The sequence below is a fragment of the Bradyrhizobium sp. USDA 3240 genome, assembly GCF_054063295.1.
The window spans coordinates 687,249-707,630 of sequence record NZ_JBSSGD010000002.1; the positions used below are offsets into that span (position 1 = coordinate 687,249).

17 protein-coding genes and 1 tRNA gene are annotated in these 20,382 nt (G+C 61.0%); 11 read left to right on the forward strand and 7 right to left on the reverse strand.

Annotation, left to right across the window (positions count from 1 at the left end):
- Positions 1-594: 594 nt before the first annotated feature.
- A complete protein-coding gene (locus ACVIGA_RS03870) occupies positions 595-2,283 on the forward strand; it encodes an aspartate:alanine exchanger family transporter (RefSeq protein ID WP_456670731.1) in 1,689 nt (562 codons plus the stop codon).
- A gap of 523 nt (positions 2,284-2,806) precedes the next feature.
- On the opposite strand, the gene ACVIGA_RS03875 is transcribed toward ACVIGA_RS03870, so the two are convergent.
- The 3 genes from ACVIGA_RS03875 to ACVIGA_RS03885 form a co-directional block, all read right to left on the reverse strand.
- Positions 2,807-3,958 carry an AI-2E family transporter gene (locus tag ACVIGA_RS03875; protein WP_456670732.1) on the reverse strand — a complete coding sequence of 384 codons (1,152 nt, stop codon included), beginning with the start codon at positions 3,956-3,958 and terminating at the stop codon, positions 2,807-2,809.
- Positions 3,959-4,198: 240 nt separating this feature from the next.
- Positions 4,199-6,079 carry a sensor histidine kinase gene (locus ACVIGA_RS03880; RefSeq protein WP_456665347.1) on the reverse strand — a complete coding sequence of 627 codons (1,881 nt, stop codon included), beginning with the start codon at positions 6,077-6,079 and terminating at the stop codon, positions 4,199-4,201.
- A gap of 84 nt (positions 6,080-6,163) precedes the next feature.
- Positions 6,164-7,171 carry a transporter gene (locus ACVIGA_RS03885; RefSeq protein ID WP_456665348.1) on the reverse strand — a complete coding sequence of 336 codons (1,008 nt, stop codon included), beginning with the start codon at positions 7,169-7,171 and terminating at the stop codon, positions 6,164-6,166.
- Positions 7,172-8,149: 978 nt separating this feature from the next.
- On the opposite strand from ACVIGA_RS03885, the gene ACVIGA_RS03890 reads away from it, so the two are divergent.
- The 3 genes from ACVIGA_RS03890 to ACVIGA_RS03900 all read left to right on the forward strand — a co-directional run bounded on the left by ACVIGA_RS03890 (position 8,150) and on the right by ACVIGA_RS03900 (position 9,748).
- Positions 8,150-8,755, forward strand: a complete 606-nt coding sequence (locus ACVIGA_RS03890) for a hypothetical protein (protein ID WP_456665349.1) — start codon at positions 8,150-8,152, stop codon at positions 8,753-8,755.
- A gap of 197 nt (positions 8,756-8,952) precedes the next feature.
- Positions 8,953-9,162: a hypothetical protein gene (locus ACVIGA_RS03895; RefSeq protein ID WP_165123342.1), complete on the forward strand. Its 210-nt coding sequence runs from the start codon at positions 8,953-8,955 to the stop codon at positions 9,160-9,162.
- 136 nt (positions 9,163-9,298) lie between these two features.
- A complete protein-coding gene (locus ACVIGA_RS03900; RefSeq protein ID WP_456665350.1) occupies positions 9,299-9,748 on the forward strand; it encodes a hypothetical protein in 450 nt (149 codons plus the stop codon).
- Between the two features lie 296 nt (positions 9,749-10,044).
- Here the strand turns inward: ACVIGA_RS03900 and ACVIGA_RS03905 are convergent, their stop codons facing one another.
- Entirely contained in the window at positions 10,045-10,800 is a 756-nt protein-coding gene (locus tag ACVIGA_RS03905) for an outer membrane protein (RefSeq protein ID WP_456665351.1), read from the reverse strand.
- An 892-nt stretch (positions 10,801-11,692) separates the two neighbouring features.
- Here ACVIGA_RS03905 and ACVIGA_RS03910 point away from each other — a divergent pair.
- The 4 genes from ACVIGA_RS03910 to ACVIGA_RS03925 all read left to right on the forward strand — a co-directional run bounded on the left by ACVIGA_RS03910 (position 11,693) and on the right by ACVIGA_RS03925 (position 13,441).
- Positions 11,693-12,052 (forward strand): response regulator transcription factor, encoded by a 360-nt coding sequence (locus tag ACVIGA_RS03910; RefSeq protein ID WP_456665352.1) that lies wholly within the window; start codon positions 11,693-11,695, stop codon positions 12,050-12,052.
- 168 nt (positions 12,053-12,220) lie between these two features.
- Positions 12,221-12,484 (forward strand): hypothetical protein, encoded by a 264-nt coding sequence (locus ACVIGA_RS03915; protein WP_456665353.1) that lies wholly within the window; start codon positions 12,221-12,223, stop codon positions 12,482-12,484.
- 111 nt (positions 12,485-12,595) lie between these two features.
- A complete protein-coding gene (locus tag ACVIGA_RS03920; RefSeq protein WP_456665354.1) occupies positions 12,596-12,844 on the forward strand; it encodes a hypothetical protein in 249 nt (82 codons plus the stop codon).
- 396 nt (positions 12,845-13,240) lie between these two features.
- Positions 13,241-13,441, forward strand: a complete 201-nt coding sequence (locus tag ACVIGA_RS03925; protein WP_229165582.1) for a hypothetical protein — start codon at positions 13,241-13,243, stop codon at positions 13,439-13,441.
- 1,286 nt (positions 13,442-14,727) lie between these two features.
- Here the strand turns inward: ACVIGA_RS03925 and ACVIGA_RS03930 are convergent.
- Positions 14,728-14,803: transfer RNA gene (locus tag ACVIGA_RS03930), tRNA-Trp, on the reverse strand.
- A 169-nt stretch (positions 14,804-14,972) separates the two neighbouring features.
- Between ACVIGA_RS03930 and ACVIGA_RS03935 the strand changes: the two genes are divergently transcribed.
- A complete protein-coding gene (locus ACVIGA_RS03935; RefSeq protein ID WP_456665355.1) occupies positions 14,973-16,196 on the forward strand; it encodes a serine hydrolase domain-containing protein in 1,224 nt (407 codons plus the stop codon).
- Between the two features lie 104 nt (positions 16,197-16,300).
- Here ACVIGA_RS03935 and ACVIGA_RS03940 read toward each other — a convergent pair whose 3' ends face one another.
- Together ACVIGA_RS03940 and ACVIGA_RS03945 are read right to left on the reverse strand one after the other, a co-directional pair.
- The gene (locus ACVIGA_RS03940; RefSeq protein WP_092115009.1) at positions 16,301-17,068 is read right to left on the reverse strand and encodes an SDR family NAD(P)-dependent oxidoreductase; all 768 of its coding nucleotides are present in this window, start codon (positions 17,066-17,068) and stop codon (positions 16,301-16,303) included.
- 76 nt (positions 17,069-17,144) lie between these two features.
- A complete protein-coding gene (locus ACVIGA_RS03945) occupies positions 17,145-17,852 on the reverse strand; it encodes a histidine phosphatase family protein (protein WP_456665356.1) in 708 nt (235 codons plus the stop codon).
- A gap of 153 nt (positions 17,853-18,005) precedes the next feature.
- On the opposite strand from ACVIGA_RS03945, the gene ACVIGA_RS03950 reads away from it, so the two are divergent.
- Positions 18,006-18,791, forward strand: coding sequence for an SDR family NAD(P)-dependent oxidoreductase (locus ACVIGA_RS03950; RefSeq protein ID WP_456665357.1), 786 nt, complete (start codon positions 18,006-18,008; stop codon positions 18,789-18,791).
- 389 nt (positions 18,792-19,180) lie between these two features.
- Entirely contained in the window at positions 19,181-20,350 is a 1,170-nt protein-coding gene (gene argE / locus ACVIGA_RS03955; protein WP_456665358.1) for an acetylornithine deacetylase, read from the forward strand.
- Positions 20,351-20,382 lie beyond the last annotated feature (32 nt).

Below are 20,382 nucleotides of genomic sequence, written 5' to 3' on the forward strand. Positions count from 1 at the left end.
GACGCGCCGGCCGATGGAAGAGCGCATCGGCTGGCACGTTTACTACACCGACGTCTGCATCGGATGGATAGCCGCCCGGGCCGGCGTCCCCCGAATCCGATCAATGGGCGCGGTAATGAGGGTTCTATCCAGGAACTCCACAGCACAGCGAGTGCGACGGCAGCGCGGTCGACTTCGAGGAAGCTCCGCCTGGCGCGATCTGGCTGCAGGCCTTACCGAGGCCAATTTGCAGGCATGGCGCGATGAGCGCGACTGGACCGAGCGGAAATATGCAATGTGGGCGCGGGGATCGCTGGCGGCTTTCCTCAGCGCTCGATTGGCGCGATCATGGCGCAATGCCCTGGCCCCGCAACTCGCTCACTTCCTTCAATACTGGACAGGTCCAGTCAATCGGGATGCCCGCGCTGCAGAAGTGAACGCCTCGATCTGCGCAGATATTAAATCAACGAGAGTGCCCTCCTTGATCCGTCACGACTGTCCCGAATTCTGCACGGCTCAATGGGCAACGGCTTTCCGTCGGCGAGGATTGATCTGAATCAAGCGTCGCCGGGTTTCACGGACCAAATTCGGCGCAAATGGCTGGAGGCATGCGCCATGGGTACCGTCAGGTGGATGATCTCCACCGCTCCGGAAATCTTCCTGCTGCTTTCCATCGCCATCGGCACGGTGCTGGGCCGAGTTAGGATTCGTGGCTTCTCGCTCGGAACGACAGCCTGCATACTGGTGGTGGCCGTTCTCATTGGTCAGCTCGGGACCTTTACATTCCCGTCGGTGCTGCGCGTGCTCCTGTTCAGCCTGTTTGTGTTCACGATCGGCTACCGGTCCGGCCCCGAATTCTTCGCCTCCTTGAGCATCCGCACCCTGGCGCAGGTCGTCATGGCGCTCGTGCTCGGCAGTACGGGCCTCATCCTCGTTTTGATATTTGCATTCACGTTCAAGCTCGATCCGGGCACGGCCTCGGGACTTGCCGCCGGTGGGCTGACGCAATCTTCCATCATCGGCACGGCGTCCGGAGCGCTCGCGCAGGTCGGCCTGTCCAGTGATGCTTTAAAGCAGCAGGAAGCAAACATCGCAGCCGGATACGCCGTCACCTATGTCCTCGGCTATATTCTCACGCTCCTGTACGTGCCGTTTGTCGCACCGAAACTGATGCGGATCGATTTGAAGGCGGAGGCGGCGAAGCTGGAGGCCGAACTTTCCGGCGGCAACCCGCCACAAAGTGAAAATCTCCACTATCGCAAATTCCAGGCGCGCGCGTACCGGGTATGGGCCGCCGCGGGACGCACGGTCAAGGACGTCGAAGAGGAAATCGGCAGCCGCACTGTCGTCGAGCGAATCGTGCGGCAGGGAGCCGATATCGAGCCGCGCCTCGACACCATTCTCGAACCAGGCGACGACATCGTCGTCGCCGGGCGAACCGCTGCCCTCGTCGCGGCAAAGCCGGTCATCGGCAAGGAAATCGATGCCGACGAAATCCTGAAGGCAATCCCAGGCAATGTGATCGACATCCTCGTCGACAGCCGCCATCTCCATGGCCTATCGATCAAGGAGATCGCTGAACGCGTCGGCAACGACGCACGCGGCGTCTATCTCCGTACGCTGACCCGGATGGGTCGCGAGGTCCCGTTGGGCCCGGACACTCGCGTCTATGTCGGAGACGTCATGACGCTCGTCGGCAGCACTCGCAACATCGAGCGCGCTGCCACAAAGATCGGGCAGATCCTGCGCTCCGGCGACCGCGCCGACATCGCCTTTCTCGCAACCGGCATCGCCGCGGGTCTCCTCGCGGGTCTCGTCAGCTTCAGGGTCGGCGGCATCCCGCTGACCTTGGGCGGCGGCGGCGGCGCGCTGATCGCAGGCCTCGTCTGCGGCTGGCTGCGGTCGCGCCGGCCGACCATCGGAGCGTTACCACGCGCGGCACAGCAGACATTGAGCGATCTCGGGCTCGGTGGCTTCATCGCAGCAATCGGCCTCGGCAACGGAGCCGCGGCCTGGGCTGCGATACAGGCGCACGGGGCCTTGCTGCTGGGCATGGGCCTGGTCGTCACGCTGGTGCCGCTGATCGTCGCGACGCTGTTTGCGCGCTATGTGTTGCACATGAATCCGGTCATCACCTGCGGGGCGCTGGCTGGCGCCATGACCGTCGATGCTGCGGTGACCGGAGCCTGCGAAGTCGCCGAGAGTCAGACCCCAGTACTCGGCGTCGCAGTGCCCTACGCCATCGGCAATGTCGTCCTGACCGTACTCGGCCCGATCATCGTGGCGCTCACCTATGCCGGCTGACGGCGGCGACGATGCGTAGGCAGTTGGCCGCAATCTTCCGACCGCTCTTGACGGCTTTGGGCTCCTTGCCGCCTTCGGCTTGCTAGCCATCGCCGACAATGTCCGTACCTAGGAGGATCTGGGCGCTGCCGCTGCCACTCCCGATGTTCGCCCCCTCGGCTACGGCCCCTTCCCGCTCGCGATCATGAACCATGGCGTCTCGCTCAAGCCGGTCGATCGCGGCTTCTTTCCGCAGGTGGATTCCGCGACGCCGCGAAGTGGTTCGCCAAGCGCGGCTACTTCGTGGTGGCGACGGTCGGCAGCGGATATGGTGCAGCCGCCATCGACATTCCCGAGCACGGTCTCTACGGGCCATTCTTCTCCATGGTCGGAAACTGTACCAATTTGAACTGCCACGACGCCGGACGTTCGGTGGCGCAGGTCGATCTCTGGATCATCGATTACATGGTAGCCGAGAAGCGCGTTCTCCCGAAGGACGACGTCGCTCCCATCGCGGACTCGGCCATGCTCGTGGTTTTGTGGGTCAGCGATTGTTATCCAGCGAAGGGGCTGAAGAGACGCCTTGATGCAGATCAAGAGAGCGCGGCGGCCCATAGCCAACATCTCCCCGCTGCGGAGCGCGTTCGGTACGGATCCAGGCAACCGTCAGCTCCCAAGCCACCGACAGAATGATCGGTCCGATGAAGAGGCCAATGATGCCGTGGACGAGGGTTCCCCCGATCACCCCGATCAAGATGACGATTGCGGGCGTGGTAAGGCCTCGCCCCATGACGAGCGGCTTTAGGATGTTGTCGAGCACTGATACGATCACGAGAAACACCGTTAGCAGAAGCGCGATCGGGAATTCCTTGTCGGTCCAGATCCAGATAATGACCGGCAGGATGACGATCGTTCCGCCGATCTGCACGATCGACAGTAATAGCACCACGAACGCCAGCAGTCCGGCGCTGGCGATACCGGCCAGCTTGAACCCAATGCCGGCGAGCAAGGATTGGACGATCGCGACGCCGATCACACCCTGGGCGACCGCACGGATGGTGGTACCCGCGAGGTCCAGAAAGTGCTCGCTCTGGTCCGGCACGATCCGTGATAGAAAGTCACGACCCGCGGCCGCGAGTTGCGGGCCATATGGAAACAGGACGCCAGCCACGACCACGGACAGCAGGAACTTCACGGTCCCCACACCGGCACTGCCGGCAAATCCAAGCAAGGTCGTCGCGAAGGGCTTGAGATAGGGCACCACTTCGCGCAGAAGCGAACGCAGATTGGTCGAGGCCTGATCCCAGAGATCGAAGAGCCGAGGCCCGACGAGTGGCCAATCCTTGATCGATTGAGGTGGCGAAGGAACCAACACCTCGCCCGCTGTCATTTGACCGGCAACATCCCTGATCCCGTCGACTGCGCCCATGCCGAGCCACGTCGCGGGCCCGATGACAACGGCAAGACTGATAAGGGTTAAGATCGCTGCCGCAAATTTCGGCCGGCCGCCGAGGATTTTGGCGAGGCGCTGAAACACCGGATTAAGCGCGACGGCGAGCACGACACTCCAGGCCAGGATTGGCACGAACGGACGGATCAGGACCAGTGTCCAGGCGATCAGAACCGCGAGCAAACTTAGCCGGATCACAAGCTGGATGATCTCGTCTCCGGAGATGATCTGACGGAGTGTTCTCACGGACGCGCCTTCAGCCTTGGCCACCCATGTTGCGGCTGAGAGAGCCTAGTTCCCCCTCTCGCGCGGAGGGCTTGATCCAGATCAAGCGAACACGACCGACCGGGAGGCCCGTAGGCGGGAGCGGCAAGTGCGCCGCCCTGCTGACTGACGACCAATCCACTCGCCTTCTTGCAGCCACCGGAATGGCCTTCGGATGGATCGGCTCGACGGTGGCTTTCGGCGCGAAGCCGCCGCTCTGGGTCAACCAACAAGAGGAAGCCTGATCCTAAAAGACGCGCCGCCGTGATCCCTATTTCTCACTGATATCAGCCCCTTGTGTGCCTGGACAATAGTGCGCGCGATGGATAGTCCCATGCCCATGCCTTCGGCCTTGCTGGTATAGAACGGCTCGAAGACTCCTTCTAGTTTGTCTTCGGGAATGCCCGAACCATGATCTGACACGGATAGCTGAGCGAAGTGTTCGACCCGCGAAGTTCGGATGCTGATGATGCGATTCTCGCTCGGCGTGTCCTTCATCGCGTCGATCCCGTTCACGACAAGGTTCAGAATGACCTGTTGAAGTTGGACGCGGTCGCCGAGGACCGGAAGCGCACCCGGCGTTATCACGCCGATCAACTCGACCTTTCGTGCGACAGCCAACGACAAGAGAAATTCGATGGTTTCCCGCGCGACGTCATTGAGGTCGAGACGTTTCAGTTCGAAGGGGGCCTTTTTTAGAAGGCTGCGCATGCTCCGGATGACCTCGTTAGCGCGCCGGTCATCGTTCACAATATCGTCCACAATCTCGTTCAGTTCGGAAATGTTAGGGCTGGGAGATTGCAGGATTGCCTTTGCGGTTTCGGCGTTCGTCAGAATAGAGCCGAGCGGCTGGTTGATTTCGTGAGCAATCGAGGCGGTCAGTTCACCAGCAGTCGAGAAGCGATTGACATGAGCAAGTTCAGCCATGCGCTGCCGCGCCTGCACTTCGGCAAGTTGACGCCGACGATGCTCACGCAGCAGGGCCGAAATAAACCCGGTCTGTATCAGAATGATCGCGACGATGGATGCGGTCTGCCACCTATACCGCTCCCAAACCGTCGGCTGTCGGAAGTAGACGGTGCTGCCAATAGGCAGGTCACTGTCGCTGATCCCAAACCGCTGCATTTGCCGCCAGTCAAATTTTGGCGACGCGTATTCGATGGCCGGAGTTTTGATATTGCCTGCTTTTTCTCCCTCAAGGATGCGCATGGCAACGGCTGCGGCTCTCCGCCCTCCCTCAAGCGGAGAGAACATCGGTCCGCCAACGACATTCTCTCCGAAAAAAGAACCATCGAAAGAGAAAATCGGCGCGCTGGCTGAGGCAGCGAGCTTATTCAGAGCATTGCCCGTTTCGTGTGTTATCCCTGCCGCATCGACATTCATTAGAACAAAGAAGATTGCGGTATGAGGCGGAAGATGTTTTGCTTTTTTAAGAAGCTCGTCGAATGGAAGTTCATCGTACCATTTTAGCTCGACCCGGCCCGCGAGTGGCGCGAGTTCTCGATGCATTTCTTCCGTCCAAAATCGCTCTATCGGAGAAGTGCCGTTTACAATTGCGATGGTCTTTGTGTCGGGCAAGACGCGCATGATATTCTCGAAAAGAAACGGAACATCATTCGTGGCCGACACTACAGCATCATTATCCGTCAGTTTTTCATATTGAACTACGCGCTCGTCTACGGCTGTAATGATCATCGGCACCATTGGAAAAATAAGCTGACGATGGCGCTGGATGAAACTGGCTGCCGGTGCGCCGAGGGCCACGATAAGGTCGGGCGGATGGTCAGTGTAGAGGGTGCTAAGGTACTCAACGACGGCACCTTCCAATTTTTCCTGAGATTGGCCGGCATTCACAAGTGAATGTTCCAGAAATTCCACCGAACTCTGCGAGTGCAGGTCTATTTCTGTGCGAATCGCCTGAGCGTAGTCGCTCCAAGGTTTGGAACGAGGACCGAATGAATGCAGCATCAGAACTCGTTTGGGCCCTGGATCAGCCGCCTGACTTTGAGCCAGCGTCGCCAGCAACAATGCGACCGCCAGCGCAGCGGCGAAGGTCCACGTGCAAAAAGATCGCCTTGATAAGGCAACTAGCCAAAACTGCATTGCTGTCTTACCGCGACGATGGCCCGCGCCTGATCGAGCGAATAGACCGCTACGGACTTTCGGCCTGTTATACGACATCCTTCCTCAATATCCGTCGCCCCAACGATACTGCCATGCGATAGCAACTGCCGTCAGTTCGCTTCCTGTGCGGGTCGTGATGCCGGTACTGGCAGAGAGCTTGAGTGAGTTCTGTCGATTGATCGGCAAAGCGACCGTCAAGCCAGCTCGCGTTATCGCCTGCTCGTTATCACTTTTGACGCCGTTGAGGGCCGTGCGGCCGCCCGCGAAATAGAGCCCGTCCAGCGCCATCCATATGCCGGACTGAAACGTGTAGATGACATGTCCCTGCACGGCATAGATCGGAGCCTGCGAGAACGTATTGCCGCCGAAGAAGTCGGTGTTGTTGCTGAAGAAGGTTACGCTTGGGGCTAGCTCGGCGGTCCATGGACCCCATGCCTTCGAAATCCCGAACTCGGGCCGGAATGACCACCGATTTCCGCCTAGGTTGAGCAGCTTCGTGTTGTCATACTGCCCGACCGGCGCGGAGACCTGCATGCTTACTCCGACGATTAGATCCTGTCGATAACTGGCGAATTCCTTCGCCGAGAGCGCGGGTGCCCCGAACAAGTTGACCGAGAAGCGAAACCGCGGATCGCCCAAACCCGACATCTCCCGCTCGCGCGGCTCACCGTTCACGAGGCCATGCGCGGCGAAGGACGATGTCGGCACGATCACATCAAGCTTGGCAGACTGGCCCGCAAGCTCGAAGGACCGAACATAGGCCAGCACCCCGGTGTCGGAGCGGAATGTGGTGTTGGCAATCGCCGTGTTGGGATCGAACGCGAGCTTGCCTTGCGAGTAAGCGTAACCCGCGATCAGAAAATTCAACCCGATAGGCGTATTAGAGTAGGATCGCGGCTCTGCCTCCTGTGCCTTCGCATTGGAGACCACGGATAAAGCGGCGATCATTCCGCATGCCAAGCCGAGAGAGAGCCGGCTTGCGACACGCGCTTCAGGCGCATCGGAGCTTGCATCGACCACGATGGGCGCATCACCGACCGTCAATTGCACCCCAACGCCATGCCGGTTCATCGAAGCATCCTACCAAGCGACCTTGTCGGATCAAGGGATCGAACGGTCCATTGGCAACCTTCGTCATCGTTTTATGCTTCAGGCACGAGGAGCCGCAAAGGCCCAGCTATCCATCTCGCCGAAATCGGCATCCGGGGTAGCGCGCTCCCCGCATAAGTTGCGCCCTCGCCAGGACCCTTAACGAACGATGACGAACATCCGGCATCGCAGCGCCCTCACTAGTTCTCGGTAGGACTACAGAGAGACCCTATTCACTGTTCTAGGCATATAAGTTCCGACAGGTCGCAATGCGTTTCATGACCCAAATCAACGAGCGGACCGGCCACAGCTTCAAACGTTCACAGCATGAAATGGGATCGGATAACGATCGCTGGCTGCGTCTCAATCGCACTTTCCGTGCTGATCCTGATTGTCATCTTCACGATGTAGCCGAGCGCCTTCCGGCGCTCTCCGTGGGTGAACGGTGTTCCGGTGATATAATTTTAATGGCTTGGCACAAACTGCACTGGCGTGACCGAGTTTTCCCGCCTTAGGTCTTCAACCTAAAAGAGAGGACGGTTGCGTTATGCCGGACGACCTACTCTACAAGGTGCTCGCTGTAGTTTTCGGGCTTTGCCCTGTCGCACTGACAGCCGCCGTTATGTTTATTTCAGGGTAATTCCCCGCAACCTGGCCCGACCCACCGCCGGCCGGTAGATGGCCCCAGTACCAGCCCCCGTGGCCCCAAAAAGGTGTTGCCGGAGCGCTCGACCAGAGGCCGCCTCAGTTGGCGGCCTCCTTCATTTAAAGACGCGATCCCGTGTCGCCTCTTGGCCCTTTTCGCGAGTGCCGCGCGGGCTATCGAAAGTCCGGTGTCGGGGTGAAGCGGACGTTACTGTTGCGTGTTCCGACTTCTGCGTTTGACCCCATCAGAGACATCAGCCGCTCGGGCGTCTTGCGGTCGGTCAGTACTGGGTCCGCTATAGCGATAACGGGAACGTGACCGATGCCCCGGCTGAACGTCTAGCCGCGTTGATCTGCGTCAATACGCGTGGAAGCATACATTCATTGGTGAAAGATGGGGTGGGTATTCCTCAAAACGGAGAAGAGCTCATGAAGTATGTAAGAAAGGCAGCGCTTGCAGCTTCTGCCTTCGGTTGTGCAGCACTGTTCTCCTTTGGTTGGGCTGAGCAAGGCGGCATCTCGCTGTCAGTCGAGAGCGCCCAGGCGCGGGTTGGTCGCCCGCTAACCCCCGTGAGCGTTGCGGGCGTTGCGCGTCGTCAGAACCGACGGGCGGCCTACTACGGGGCGGGTGTTGTCGGCGCAGGCGTCGCAGCGGTCGGCACGGGTGTCGCTATCGCCGCCACGGCTGCGCCTAACGCTTGGGGAAACAACAATTGGGGAAACAACAATTGGCGCGGCGCTTACGCGGCCCAAACTGATCCTTACTTTGGGCAAGCTCACTACGTCCACAGGGCTTACCACGGACATAGCCCCTACTATAGTTATTCCGGATGGGATGATTACTCGGCACGTAACGGCATTAAATGCACACCGGGTGGCGCAATTAAACTTGACGACGGTCAGATGTATTTCTGTCAGTAGGGGCTCCATCTACGCATCGCAAAAGAGGCGGCTTTCTCGGCCGCCTTTTTTGCGGCTGCTCGGACGAAGTATTAATTGATTGACCTAGATCAACACTCCGCCGATCTATCAGATTGCCTATAACAGTTGTCGACAATAGGCACACAGACCAGACAGCCTTTGCCGTCTACCCAATGTGACAACAGGGAGTAGGTGCAATGAGAGCTTTCTCACTTATCGGACTGCTGTTTGCAGCGGTGGTGTTGGCAACCGTTCCGGTCTCGCCGCAGGTGACACCGCGCGGCGTGGAGTTAAGCGTTGATCAAGCGCAGGCCATCACTTACCGGCGCGCCCGCGTGACTGCGCGTCGCGTCGACCGCCGCGATTTCCGCCAAACACGGCGCGCCGTGCGGCGTGGTGTCTATTAACGGTGCTCGATGGGCAAGGATGATGGCGCGGGCAAAGTGAGCCAGAACCGGTTTCAGTCGCGGCCGTGCGGCTCGATAGACGACTTAGCAGGACGAGCCCAGGTCAATGTTTCGGGGGCGCACCGGAGCGACCGGCATGCCACTGGCGGAATATTTCTGGAAGGTCGGAGCAGTGTTGCTCGCACTGCTCTTTGTTGCAGATTATTGGCTGCCGAGGGCCCCGACCGTCGATCAGGCGGCTGCGGACCGGCCGGCCATACGTATCCACTCAGATCGCAAATGGCCCGAGCGTATTGTCTTCGATACCCGATCGCCGGTGGTCGTCGCCGCCGCGCCCGTGGCCGAGGCGACCGAGGTCGCAACTTTGTCGGATGTGGCCGAACCGCCAATTAGCGTCGCACAGAGCCCCGCGGGGGCGAATTCTTTCGCGATGCTGCCGGATAAACACCCGCCTGAAACCGTCGATCGCAAGCGACAACGCAAGAAGTTGCATGTTGCGGCTCGGCCGAGGCGAAACGTCCAGCCGCAGATGCTTCTGGCGGCACGACGGGGTCAGTTCGGCTGGTTCGGCTTCGGAACCTGGTGATCGGCGTCCGGTCGGGACCTGTATCTCGCTCAGCGTTTTATTGTTCATCAAAGGAACGCTCGACCGGCTCGGCTGCCACGCTGGCGGCGGGGCTGATAGGTTTGGATCGGCGATGGAGCGCTCAGGGTCGCGCGCGCGTCGTACCGCAAAATTCGCCCCATGTGCGGACCCTTACGGACTACGCGAAACCGCCGCGTGTGCGAGATCATCACTGGCAACAACGACTGCCCGACAGGCTCGATAAAACAGCCCCGGCCGAGGCCGGGGCTTTAGGTCAGCTGGAGATAGCTTGGTTGTCAGTAGCGCGCCGCCACCGGCGTCGAATAGCCGCCGAAGCGGTAGTTGATGCGCAAAGTGACCATATCGACGTCTTGGCTGATCCGATTGAGCGCACCGGCAACAATCGGGTTGGCGACAGAGAACGAATTGTTCGCGTCCCCCATGAACAGGTGGTCGTACTCAATACCGGCAGACCAATTGGGTGCAAAGCCGTACTCCCAGCCCACACCCACGGTCCCGCCCCAGCGGGTCGCGCTTGCGGAGGCCAGTTCGGCGCCGGTAAGCGTGCTAAGGATGCTGAAACGATTGCTCGTGACCGCCGCGCCGCCCTTCACGTACAACAGTGAGGCGTTCCAGGCGTAGCCGATCTGGGCGGTGAAAAGCCCGATGCCATCCGTTTTCGCGCGGGTCGAGAACGCCGGAGCGATAATACTGACACGCTGGCTGCTGAGATCAGCCCAATCCCCCTGGGCTTCCAGGCCGAACACCCACTGATTGGCCTGCCAACGGTAGCCGATCTGCCCGCCGACAAGGCCGCCTGACCGCTCGCGGCAGCCGTCACCGATGACCGTACCGGCCACCCCAACGAAATCCCAGCAGTTGCGGCTCTGTCCCCAGCCGCCGTTGGCGCCTATGTAGAAGCCGCTCCAGTTGTAGATCACCGGCAGCGGAGCCGGAGGCGGAGCCTTGACGGCCATGTCAGCGGCCGATGCAGGTGCGGCGGCCATTGCAATTGCCGCGAAACTGACAGCGGCGGCTAAGAACTTTCTCATCCCAGTGTCCCCTCTCTCAACTGCACGCTCGCGTGCAAACCACTTGCACTACCAGCGCAGAGCGTAGTGTGCGTCGGGCAAGACCTCCGTAACAAAATGGCAACACTCAAGTATAAACGTTTATGCACGACACCCTGCACTATTCTCGGTCGTTGCCGTGAGGACTCTCGCCACTCGCGTCTTCATCGGCGAGCCAGGCGTAGATCTGGACAAGCGGCTTGGGTGAGAACGGATTGATCGTGCCCGCAAATGCAGCGAGACCTTCGTCGAGCTGGGCGCGTCCTAGGCAGACGTGTTGCCTCGCCTGAAGCTGCAACCACGGATTTTCTCGCGCCAAATTTCTTCGATGGATGCGGTCGCGCGGTCTCGGCACCTTGGCACGCCCTGCAAAGGACCCCTGCGACCAATTGCGGAGAGACGCCATCGTCGGAGGCCACCATCGTCAGACGGTCACCCGCCAGCGCTCGGGCGCATCGACAAAGCACAGCAACGACGCGGCAGCGTGGCACAAAGTGCGTAGATACTTTGGTAGCATGTTTCTTGCTCGTTTTTGACCCGCGCGTGATTGGACAGATCAGCGCCGCGCCTGAGAAAATCGGCAGTGCTCTTTGGTTTGGGGACGTTCGGTGCCGGGGCGCGTGCATATTGTTGACGACGATCCGTCCTTCGCGACTGCGATGAAAACGTCGCTTGAAGCACGCCGGTTACGAGGTCGCCGTCTATGCGTCAGCGCAGGGGTTGCTAGATCGCTTGCCGAGCGACAGCATTGCGAGTTGCAGCCTTCGTCCGGATGCAGGGACTGAGCGGCCCCGAGTTGCAAGAACGGCTCATCGAACTCAGTTCGACGCTGCCGATCATATTTATCAGCGGATAGAACGACATCCCGGCCACAGTGCGCGCATTAAAGGCGGGGGCGTATAACTTTCTGACCAAGCCGGTAGCATCCGACGACCTTCTTCCGGTTATCGAACGGGCGCTTGCCCATCACCAAACATCCCGCGAGCAACGAAGCAAACTAGATGTCGTTAACGCCCGCGTTGGCAAACTGACGCCGCGCGAGCGGCAGGTTTTTGAACCCATCATTGGCGGCAAGACCAACAAGCAGATCAGCATCCTGTTGGGAACGACTGAGCGCACCATCAAGGCTCACCGGCAGAAGGTGATGGTCAAAATGCAGGTCCAGACCGTCGCGGAACTTGTCTCGCTTGCCGAACGGATCGGCCTTGGGTCGGCTGCCGGACAGACGGAATAGGGTCCGCAGGGCGGTAATCCGTTTCTCGTAGCACGGCATGGACTTGGGTGGGTCGCTCCCTTGATCCAGGTCAACGTCAGCGATCCTTTGGCGCCCACGCTATGTTCAGCCGCACCTGAGGCGGCTCCCGTGCATCTGTTCCGCAGGCACGAAAAAGGGAGGTCCGCGATGCATTCGAGGAAGCGTCTTTCGATCAAGTCAGCGACTGTTGCCGGGATTGCCGCTAGCGCCCTGTTGGGGCTTGCAGGTCTCACTCTCAATCCAGTCCCAGCCAATGCGGTCGTGTACTGCGAATACGTCGGTTATCCCGCCCATTGCGTCGCAAGGGCTGGCGTCGTCCTGCGGCCTCGTCCGGTGGCGCGCGCTGCGGTCCGCCATAACGCCGGTGGCAATGCAAATGGTGGCGTCAATCGCGTTGGGGCGCGGCGGTAAAGCACTCGTTTGCAAGTCCCGGAGACACGATCGTCACCGTTTCCCAGCAGAGGCTTTTTATGGTCCCGGTGCGGAGGACAGGCGACCGACACTGGGTGGCGACATCGCGGCATGAACCACACATGGTATGTCACTTTTGAAGTGCCGACAGATGGCACGCTGTCAAGAAGGCGACATCCGCGCTTAACTAAGACGTTCGCAACAGAGGCAGAAGCTAAGGATTTTGCGCGAACCAAATTCAACGACGGTTTGATCGTCACTGCCGGAACCATCAACCCGCACCTGCCGAGAGTATCAATCCCATCGGTGGAAATTCCAGCGTGGCTTCAACCGCTCGGCCAAGTTGATCAAGATCAATAACTCTACCCAGCGGCTCTGGATCGCGCTCGGGCTACGGCCGAACAGAGGAAGGCCTTCCGCATCATAGTGGAGCCCTAGATGAAATTACCCCTTGCGGTCGACATCGGTTGATACAGAATCTCAGAAGAGGATCACCGGTCATCAATTTCGCCAAGGGCGTCTCGGGCTGAGCGTCCTTCTCCGTTGGGGCGTCACCGGCGCAAAAAGTGCCAACTTCTGAGCCGACAGTACGCGGTCGGTCTCGCCCGTCCATACCCAGCACCACGCAAAGTAACGCCCGTGTCGTTTTTGTCACATTCGGCAAAGAAACGACCGCACGAGCACCAGCGATAATTGCCGTGTAGCCGTTAGAGGGTAAAGGGTGTTCGTGCTCAGCTACCCATCTCGGAGATCACGATGTTGAAGTTTCTGGTTGTTGGAGTTGCTACTTTCGGTTTCGTGGCTGCTGCCAGTGCGGCCGACCTCCCTCGTCCGCAGCCGGTCACCGAACAGGCTCCGATTGGCAAGATGCCAATTGGCAAATATCCGGTTGGCAAGTACCCAGTCGGAAAATACCCGGTTGGAAAAGCTCCTGCTCCGATCGTAACGAAGGGCTAGCTCGAAGATCGCCCAGGCAAGCGTCCCCTTCAGTTTTCGCTGAAGGCCGCTGCTCTGTGCGTCTCGCCCTAATAAGGGGTTGAGAGTGCCAGAAGCGAACCGGAGCGGCCCCCGGTTGGGGCCGCTTTCGTTGGGTTCGCCAAACGGGCCGCCGATACTTACCTTCCGCGAATGCTCATCACCCGAAAACCGCAGCCGCTGCGGCTTGCTGATATACTCAAGCTTTTCGAGCTGATGCGATCGAATGCACAAAGCTGCCTCACGGGCCCATCAAAACGAAGGAGGGCTCGTTGCAAACGTGGACTGTCGATAATCGTTGCGCCGCACCGGTAACGATGCGCTATTTGGTGAAAGGCTCCCCCGACAGCGTTGCGAGAGTCGCGGTCGTCCCAGCCTGCAGTAGGCAGCGAATTATTTAAGCCTTCGAGACTGATCAGATCGATTTTTTTACACGGTCTACGATCCAGGCTGGGAGAAGATCTGCCACCGTTGGATAATGAGAGTCGCTCCAAAAACGACCGCACAAATCAATCAACGACGCAGATCAGATCCCTTTTCCATCCATAAGCCCCGCGCCCTTGGCCGGTCCCAAGCCAATAGGCCCACGTCCGGCGTCTCGCGGGACGCTTTTTATCGACGGCTGTCTCTGCTTGCTCGTTGTAGAAGTTGGCAGTACCACCAAGGTTCGCGATCCTCTGGCGGAGTGCGGCGACGTTAGCGGGGTCGAGATCGTTAAAATGCAATCCGGAAAAATTCGTTCCGCTCTGCCGTGCTGACTTGTAGGCCAACGAGCGGACTTCCATCGACCGGGGCCGGAAAACAATTCGATGAACGCGGCTCCCCCGGTCGCGCGCGGCGGCAAATACTTTGCGCGCACGGAGCGGCGGCGTTGATGTACTTGCGCAGTCGTTCGTGCTCCTCGGACGCCCATTGGCCGACGACATCGACGATCAGCCGTCAATTGGATCAACGATAGGTTTGGCCAAAAAGCACCCCCGCAATACGGGTTACGCTATCATAGATGCAACCGCAGATGTATTAATGGCCCCGGGCGCGGAACGGCCAGCCATTACCCTGCCAACGCCAATCCGTTTGCCTGCCGCCCAAGGCCCCACCCGCGGGCCAGCCCGCCCCGCCCATGCGATGAATTGGCCGGGGGGCACAACACACCGGGTTGCGGAACCAAGTCCCCCGGGCAGGGCGCCAATCTGTGCGCCTTGTTGTGCGCCTAACGCAAAATTGGAAGATCGGCGGTTTAGGCAACTGGCGCTAAACGCTTGATTTGATGGCAGGAGTGGCAGGGCTCGAACCTGCGACCCCCGGTTTTGGAGACCGGTGCTCTACCAATTGAGCTACACTCCTGCAGGGAACCAGCGTCGCCGCCGGTTCGCGCCGTTTCAAGCACAGGGCATGGCCGGTTTGCAAGGGCGAAGCGGTGAAGCTTCTGTTCATTGCAAAACTTCTGCGCCAGACTTCGGCCATCACTCCACGTCGGCGCTCCGCCGCAAGAATCAAGAACCCGGGAGAGACCATGAACGCCCAGACCGCCACCAAGCACGCCTCCGGTCAGATCACCCCGTCCCTCCCCCTCGCCAAACCCGAATCGATCGGGCTGTCGAGCACGCGGCTGCAGGCCCTGTCCGACACCTTCAAGCGCGAGGTCGACAAGGGAACCGCGCCCGGCTTCACGGTGCTGGTGGCGCGGCGCGGCCAGATCGGCTGGTTCGACGCGATCGGCCGGCAAAGCCCGGCGGCCGCCGCGCCGATGACGCACGACACGATCTTCCGCATCTTCTCGATGACCAAGCCGATCGTTTCGATCGGCATCATGATGTTGCTGGAGGACGGCCACTTCCTGCTCAGCGATCCCGTCGCGAAGTTCATCCCGGAATTCGCCGAGACCAAGGTCGGCGTCGAGCACAACGGCAAGCTCGAGCTGGTCCCCGTGCAGCGGCAGATGACGATTCAGGACCTGCTGCGCCACACCTCGGGCCTAACCTACGATCACACCGGCAACGGGCCGGTGCAGCAGTTCTACCAGCAGTCGCGGCTGCGCAGCCGCAAGATCACCAATGCCGAGCACGCCACCATGCTCGCCGGCATGCCGCTGATCTGCCAGCCCGGCGCCGAGTGGAACTACAGCCGCTCCACCGACATCCTCGGCCGCATCATCGAAGTCGTCAGCGGCAAGACGCTCGGCGAATTCCTCACTGAGCGCATCCTCGCCCCGCTGCAGATGAACGAGACCGCCTTCCACACGCCGGAGGCCAATGCCGGCCGTCTCGCCGAGGCGTTTGCGAACGATCCCTGGACCAACGAGAAGGTGCAGCTGTTCAACATGCTGGAGAAGCCGGCGATGGAATCCGGCGGCGGCGGACTGGTGTCGACCACGATGGACTATGCCCGCTTCGCGCAGATGCTGCTGGGCGGCGGCGCGCTCGACGGCACCAGGATCATCGGCCGCAAGACGCTCGAATTCATGGCCTCAGATCACCTCGGCGCCGGCGTCAAGGTCCAGGGCACGCTGGTGTCGCCCGGCCACAGCTTCGGCCTCGGCTTCGCGGTGCGCATGCAGCAGGGCATCGCGCCGTTCTCCGGCTCGGTCGGCCAATACTTCTGGAGCGGCATGGCCGGCACGTTCTTCTGGATCGATCCGCGCGAAGACCTGATCGCGGTCTTCATGATGCAGGGTCCGGGCCAGCGCGAATATACCCGCTCGCTGGTGCGCAACGGCGTGTATGCGGCGGTGGAGTGATCCGTCATTCCGGGGCGCGCGCAAGCGCGAACCCGGAATCCAGAAGTTGTCGCGCGAGATTCCGGGTTCAGCCCTGCGGGCTGCCCCGGGATGACGAATAATGGTCAGCTGATCGTCGCACCGCCGTCGATCACGATGGTCTGGCCGGTGAGGAAGTCGCCGGCGCGCGAGCCCATCAACACTGCGGCGCCCGCGATCTCGTCGGGCACGCCGATGCGCAGCAGCGGCGACCGCGCGGTCGAGGCCTTCAGCGTGTCCGGATTGTCCCACAGCGCCTTGGCGAAATCAGTCTTGATCAGGCCCGGCGCGATGCAGTTCACGCGGATATTGTGCTTGCCATATTCGCAGGCGAGGTTGCGCGCGAGCTGCATGTCGGCGGCCTTCGAGATCGCGTAGGCGCCGAGCACGGTCGAGCCTTTCAGGCCGCCGATCGAGGACACGATGATGATCGAGCCGTCCTTGCGCTCGATCATCTGCGGCACCACCATCGAGATCAGCCAGTTGTTGGCGACGATGTTGTTGTCGAGGATCTTGCGGAACTGATCGTCTGAGATGCCGGCAAGCGGACCGTAATACGGGTTCGACGCCGCGTTGCAGACCAGCACGTCGATCTTGCCGAAGGCGCGATTGCTCTCGTCGACCAGGTTCTGCAGGTTTTCCTTCGACGAGATGTTGGCGGCGATCGCAACCGCGGTGCCCTTGCCGAACTTGCCGTTGATGTCGCCCGCGACCTGCTCGCAGACGTCGGCCTTGCGCGAGGAGATCACGACCTTGGCGCCGTGCTCGGCCATGCGCTCGGCAATGGCGAGCCCGATGCCGCGCGTCGAACCGGTGATGACGGCGACTTTTCCCTTCATGTCGAACAAGGTCATGTTTCTCTCCCAGGTGTGAAGTGTTCGAATTCTGCGGTTGAGCTTAGGCAGCGTTCCGGTGTTGCGATAGCGGCAATCACGCAAGCTTGCTCGCCGGCCGGACTTCAGGTCCGGACGGTTGATGCATCGCGGCGTGGCGCGGATCGGCGATCCAGGGCTGCTGATTCACCATCGGCAGCCGCCAGGTCGACAGGCCGATGCCTGCGATGTGATCGAGCCGCGTCACCGAGACATTGTCGATGTCGAACGACAAGCCTCGGTCGGGCTGGCCGCCCAGCGCGAGACCGACCGCAGCGCGGATCACGCCGCCATGGCCGACCGCGATGATGTTCTTGCCCGGCTCTGCCGCCGTGATCCGCACGATCGTGCGGCAAACCCGCGTGTAGAGATCCATGAAACTCTCGCCGTCGGGCGCGGGCTCGTTGACATCGGCAAACCAGCTTCTGCCGGGAGGCTGGCTCGCGAGCAGCGCGGCGCGGTTCATACCCTGCCACTGGCCGAGATGCTGCTCGGCGAAGTCGCGTTCCTGCGTCATGTTGGCCGGCTTCGGAAAGCCGGCGGCCCAGATCGCTTCCGCGGTCTTGTGCGTGCGCTTCAAATTGCTCGAATACCACACCGCATCGCGCGGCAGCATCTTGGCGACCGCCTCGAACACTTCGACATCGCCGGTGTCGCAGTCGATATCCTCTTGTCCGTAGATGTTGCCGCCATCGCTGCGCACCGGTGCGTGGCGAACCCACCACCACCGCGTCACCGTCACGTTAGGCTTGTCTGGATTGGACATCGGATGAGCCCTTCAATACTGTCCCCCGTCGCTGTACGTCACGCCGCACATCGTCTCAAGTGCTTCGGACGTTTGAAATTTTGTTTGAATTCCGTCGCGCGGCAGACGCGCCAAGGATCACTCGAACTAACCATGTGAGCAGGGAGAAAAACCATGGGCCGCCTCGAAGGCAAATCCGTCATCATCACCGGCGCTGGAAGCGGCATCGGCCGCGCCGCCTCGCTGCTGTTCACCAGGGAAGGCGCCAAGCTGATCGCGGTCGATCGCACCGATGGTGTCAACGAGACCGCCAAGCTGGTGCGCGATGCCGGCGGCACGGTCGAAGCCGTCACTGCGGACGCCGGCTCGGAGAGCGACGTGAAGGCCTTCATCGAGAAGGCGCTGTCGAAGTATGGCAAGCTCGATGCGATCTGGGCCAATGCCGGCGTCAGCGGCGGCCTCGTTCCACTCGCCGACCAGACCCCGGAACATTGGCATGAGGTGCTGCGCGTCAACCTGATCGGGCCGTTCCTCGCGATCAAGCATTCGATCCCGCACATGACCAAGCAGGGCTCCGGCTCGATCGTCTGCACCGCCTCCGTCGCGGGCCTGAAGTCCGGCGCCAGCGGACATCCCTACGGCGCGAGCAAGGCCGGCGTCATCAGCCTGGTGCAGACCACGGCCTACTCGCTCTCCGGCACCGGCGTGCGCATCAATGCGGTCTGCCCGGGCCTGATCGAGACCGGGATGACCAAGCCGGTGTTCGATCGCGCCAAGGAGCGCGGCACCCAGGACAAGATCGGCCAGCTCAATCCGCTGAAGCGCCCCGGCCAGCCGCACGAGCTCGCCGCGATGGGATTGTTCCTGGCGAGCGACGAGGCGTCCTACGTCAACGGCCAGGCCATCCCGGTCGACGGCGGCCTCACCGCGTCGATGCCGTATACCGGCAAGCCGATTTAACGACGGCATTCGCTGTTCGCGGCGCAAGCCCGCGAATGGCGCGATGACGGCGTCACATCCACCACCGTCGTCCTGGCGAAAGCCAGGACCCATAACCACCAACTCGATTGTGAACGGGAACGCGGCCCCAGCATCACGCAACAATTCTCATTTGGGGTAATGGGTCCTGGCTTTCGCCAGGACGACATCGAATGTGCTGCGCATCGAGAGCCGTAGGACGGGTAGAGCGAAGCTAAACCCATCATCTCACGGCGCGGATGCATTTTGATCGGCAGGCAACGGTCCGAATATTGCTTGGCGGCGGCAGGCAAACCAGCTGTTATACTTTGCTGGCAGGATCGCCGGCACATCAGCAATTCCCTGCACACTCCCTCGTACCCGAACAGGCAATGCAAAATCAACGCCCCGACCGTATCCGCAAGCTACTGGCCGACCTCGTCGCGTTCGACACGATCAGCGACCGCAGCAACCTGCCCCTGATCGACTACATCGAGCGCTACCTCGGCTCGCTCGGCGTCAGCGGACAGCGCATCGTCGATGACACCGGACAGAAGTCCTCGCTGTGGGTCACGGTCGGCCCCGAAGACAAACCCGGCCTGGTGCTGTCCGGGCATACCGATGTCGTGCCGGTCGCGGGACAGGACTGGAGCCACAACCCGTTCGAGCTCGTCGAGCGGGACGGGCGACTGTACGGCCGCGGCACCACCGACATGAAGGGCTTTGTCGCGGTCTGTCTCGCGATGGTTCCGGAAATGCTCGCGGCCGATCTGAAGACGCCGATCAATCTTGCGATCTCCTATGACGAGGAGATCGGCTGCGTCGGCGTGCGCCCGATGCTGCGTGAGGTCGCACGCAAGCCGATCAAGCCGCTCGGCTGCTTCGTCGGCGAGCCGACCCAAATGCAGGTGATCATCGGCCACAAGGGCAAGCACGGCGTACGCGCCACGTTCCGCGGGCTCGCCCGCCACTCCTCGATCGCGCCTGACGGCGTCAACGCCATCGAATATGCGGCCGACCTGATCACCGAGATCCGCCGCCGTGCCACGTTGCTGGCCGCGGATGCCGAGCGCGACAGTCTCTATGACGTCGCGCATTCGACCCTGCTCACCAGCATCGTGCATGGCGGCGCCGCGCTGAACATCGTGCCCGACAGTTGCGTGGTGGAATTCGAATGCCGCGGCATCGGCATCACCGAGTCCCGGCAGGTGACGGACGCGATCGTCGCCTGGGCGAAGGCCGTGATCGAGCCTGCCATGCGCAAGCGCCATCCGGAGTGCGGCATCGATTTCGAAGAAATCCTCGACTACCCCGCGCTCGACACCGCAGCTGACGCTGCCATCGTCACCCTCGCCAAGCAGCTCGCCGGCCGCAACGACCACGCCAAGGTCGCGTTCGGCACCGAGGCCAGCCTGTTCGTCAGCATGGCGGATGTGCCGTCCGTGGTGGTCGGTCCCGGCGGAATCGCGCAGGCGCACACGCCGGATGAATTCGTCGAGATGTCGCAGCTCGAGGCCTGCAGCGAATTCGTCGCGCGGCTGATCGCGCATTGCGCGAAGTGATATTCTGCTGCGTAGGGCGTGAAACGGGAGCC